Annotated in this window: 4 protein-coding genes; 1 reads left to right on the forward strand and 3 read right to left on the reverse strand. The window is 37.6% G+C overall.

The window, feature by feature from the left end:
• Positions 1-222: 222 nt before the first annotated feature.
• Entirely contained in the window at positions 223-804 is a 582-nt protein-coding gene (locus IV54_RS09760; protein ID WP_057879146.1) for a recombinase family protein, read from the forward strand.
• Between the two features lie 344 nt (positions 805-1,148).
• On the opposite strand, the gene IV54_RS11900 is transcribed toward IV54_RS09760, so the two are convergent.
• From IV54_RS11900 to IV54_RS09775, 3 genes are all read right to left on the reverse strand, one after another.
• Positions 1,149-1,322 (reverse strand): hypothetical protein, encoded by a 174-nt coding sequence (locus IV54_RS11900; protein WP_162259330.1) that lies wholly within the window; start codon positions 1,320-1,322, stop codon positions 1,149-1,151.
• 66 nt (positions 1,323-1,388) lie between these two features.
• Positions 1,389-1,724, reverse strand: coding sequence for a DUF5388 domain-containing protein (locus tag IV54_RS09770; RefSeq protein WP_057879148.1), 336 nt, complete (start codon positions 1,722-1,724; stop codon positions 1,389-1,391).
• Positions 1,717-2,526 carry a ParA family protein gene (locus IV54_RS09775; protein ID WP_057879149.1) on the reverse strand — a complete coding sequence of 270 codons (810 nt, stop codon included), beginning with the start codon at positions 2,524-2,526 and terminating at the stop codon, positions 1,717-1,719. Before IV54_RS09775 ends, IV54_RS09770 begins: the two co-directional genes overlap by 8 nt.
• Positions 2,527-3,081: the final 555 nt, after the last annotated feature.

Below are 3,081 nucleotides of genomic sequence, written 5' to 3' on the forward strand. Positions count from 1 at the left end.
GACCACTTCTAAGAATAGATTCTTAGTGTTGCACTTGATTTGACAATTGAGGAGATATATTTAGATACAAATTTTTTGACGTTTTGAATATGTGATAATTAAAGTGTTTAAATGGAACGAACCAGGTCACAACTTAACAGTTGTGGCCTCTTTTTTGATACTGTATAATTAAAGGGTTAGAACCGTGTCATTACTTAATGACATAAGTAAGGAGATAAAAAGATGAAATATGGCTATGCGCGGGTCAGTACCACTGATCAAAAATTAGCAAATCAAATTGAGTTACTAAAATTTGCAGGAGCAGAAAAAATCTTTCAAGAAAAGTTTACCGGCACAACTACTGAACGACCGGAGTTTCAAAAACTGTTGCGCGCTCTAAAAACAGGTGATACTTTGATTGTCACTAAGCTGGATCGGTTTGCGCGGAACACGCGCGAGGCATTAGCCATTATCCAAGAGTTGTTTAAAGAAAATGTCAAAGTCAACATTTTGAATATGGGCTTAATTGACAATACGCCGACTGGCCAATTAGTCTTTACAATATTTAGCGCCTTTGCGCAGTTTGAACGCGATATGATTGTCACGCGCACACAAGAAGGTAAAGTGTATGCCAAGCAACATGATCCGTTGTTTCGGGAAGGACGACCGAAAACGTATTCTGATGAACAAATCAGATTTGCTTATGAGCTGCGAAAACAAGGCATGACCTACAAGATGATTGAACGAAAGACGGGGATTAGTAAACGCACGCAGCAGCGACGGTTTAAGTTAATTGAGAAACCAAGTGATACTTCTAAAATCTAGGACAGGTGAAAGATCATGAAAAAGGATATTTGGTAGATTGTAAAATTAATCCGAACAGCGTTCGGATTAATTTTACAATCTACCTTACAACAAAACTAAAAGATTATACTTATTGCCCACATTGCTAGCCATGCAATTAGCATAATAGCACCGAACATGCCCCAATTTAGGAATATGCTGAATACAAATAGCCAGAATGCCAACTTGCGTAATCCTTTGAGGTCATCATAACTAAAGACTGATTTACCACTAGCTTTACGAGCATTCGACCTATCTGCGTGCTGTTCATGGTGATACCACCTTGATAGTCCCAATAATTGTAATAAACTTCCGAACATTTTTAATTATCTCTTTTCTTTATCGTCCTCGCTGTTTAAGAACTCTTCCAACCATTGTTTTTTAAGTTCTAGGCTGTTTATCTCATGCTGAATAGCAATTTTATCAGGCTTATTAGAGTCCAATTTATCAGCAAACTCTTTTAAATAGTAGTGTTTAGCCATTGCTTCTGAATAACTCATTTTAATTCCTCCTTGTTTATCTCTACAATAATAGTATAACGATTCCACCTAAATTATGATTATGTGCTAGCTGTTCCTACTTTTCAGTTTTACATCTCTTGTTTCTAGTGTGCTAACCTGTAAGTCAAATTCACGTTGTTCATTCGTAGACAGCTCCTCATAGAATGACTGAATAGCAGTATCAACGGATAGTCGCTGATTTTCAGCGTATCCAATCATTGCCATCGCTTGGAGTTTGTTCCTAGTGTGGTTGCTAATTTTTAAATTGGTGTCAAATGTTACTGAGCTGACTGCTCTATTGTCACTAGCACTTTTGTCAAAATCTGATGCTTTAGCTTGCTTAGTTGGCTTGGGAATGGCAGTTGCTTTGTTTCTGTTAGACCGAATAAGAGAGTTAGCCATGTTCAATTACCTCAATTCGTTTTAGTAGTTCATCAGTTACATCTTTATAAACTGCAAATACACGTTTATCAAACTTTGATTTAAATGTAATTCCTGTAATCCCGTACCGCTTTAAACGCTGCATTGAGTGAATTCTAGTTTTAAATAAGTTATCTTCGCCAAATTCCGAGATTGCGTTAGCTACCGTTGCTTCATCAACTGGTGCTCCCGCTTGCAGTAAGACAGCTAGGATTCCAACTAACTCAAGTCTTGGTGCTTGATACTCGTCAATGACTTCTTCTTGAATGTATTTGATAAATGCCTCAGCACCTTCAAAACTATGTTCATGTGTCTGCATAACAATAAGACAATAGTCCGAAGCATATAGTGCGCTGTCGGTTATTAAACTAATTGTCGGCGGTATGTCAATGATTACATAGTCATATTTAGCTTTTAGAGGCGTTAAAAGCCTATCAAATTCTTTCACCCTATCATTATAATTATGGAGCTTTTCCATGTATCTCGGATATAACGAGAAGTCAGGTGCTGATGCTAGCAAGTCCAAATTATCTTTGATGTTGATGATTGAGCTATCTAGATTGCCATCTTCTACACTAGACATTAAAGTCCTGTCGAAATGCCCAACTTCATTGCTGATATTTAGTTTTGTTTTTAAGTACAAATTTGTAGCGTTACCTTGAGGGTCCAAATCTACTAGTAAAGTCTTAAAATCACGATTGCTAAGTTCTAAAGCAACCATTGTAGAATTACTAGTTTTTCCTACCCCACCTTTAAAATTGCCAAAAGTAATAACTTGAGTCATGTTGTTCTAGCCTCCATTTCTGTTTATAATTATAGCACTACATAGTTCTGTATGTCAATAGTGCAGTTGCGCTGTAGTTCTGTAGTTCTGTAGTGCTATACAGCATATTAAAAACGTGATTTTATCACCGACATATCAAGGCCCTACAACACTACATAGTGCAGTAGCCTTATAGTGCAGTAGCCTTATAGTGCAGTAGTTCTGGAACAACCTAGTGCTGTAGTGCTGTGAAAATAAAAGTTGACACTCGCCTAATAAGGAGCTACAATTATCCTTGTATTAAAAAAGGCCTAGCAATTAAGCCAGACCTAAAATAACTGAATATACAAAAGAAGCCCCGCGACCATCTACCTTCGCGGGAACAACACCCAATTTATGTATTAATTGTACGGTATAGACTCTCAAATTGCAAGTCTTGACATTCAATTGCTTCTCGCGGACCATTCTAGGGGACAAGCTAGAGTATAAATATTAAGGGGACACGTTTGCCAGTGCGACGTCAATAAGTCTGGCTATACCACAACAAGGTTATCTGTACGGCTGGGTGGTGAATGG

The organism is Levilactobacillus paucivorans (genome assembly GCF_001437125.1).
In the GTDB taxonomy this organism is placed as follows: Bacteria; Bacillota; Bacilli; order Lactobacillales; family Lactobacillaceae; genus Levilactobacillus; species Levilactobacillus paucivorans.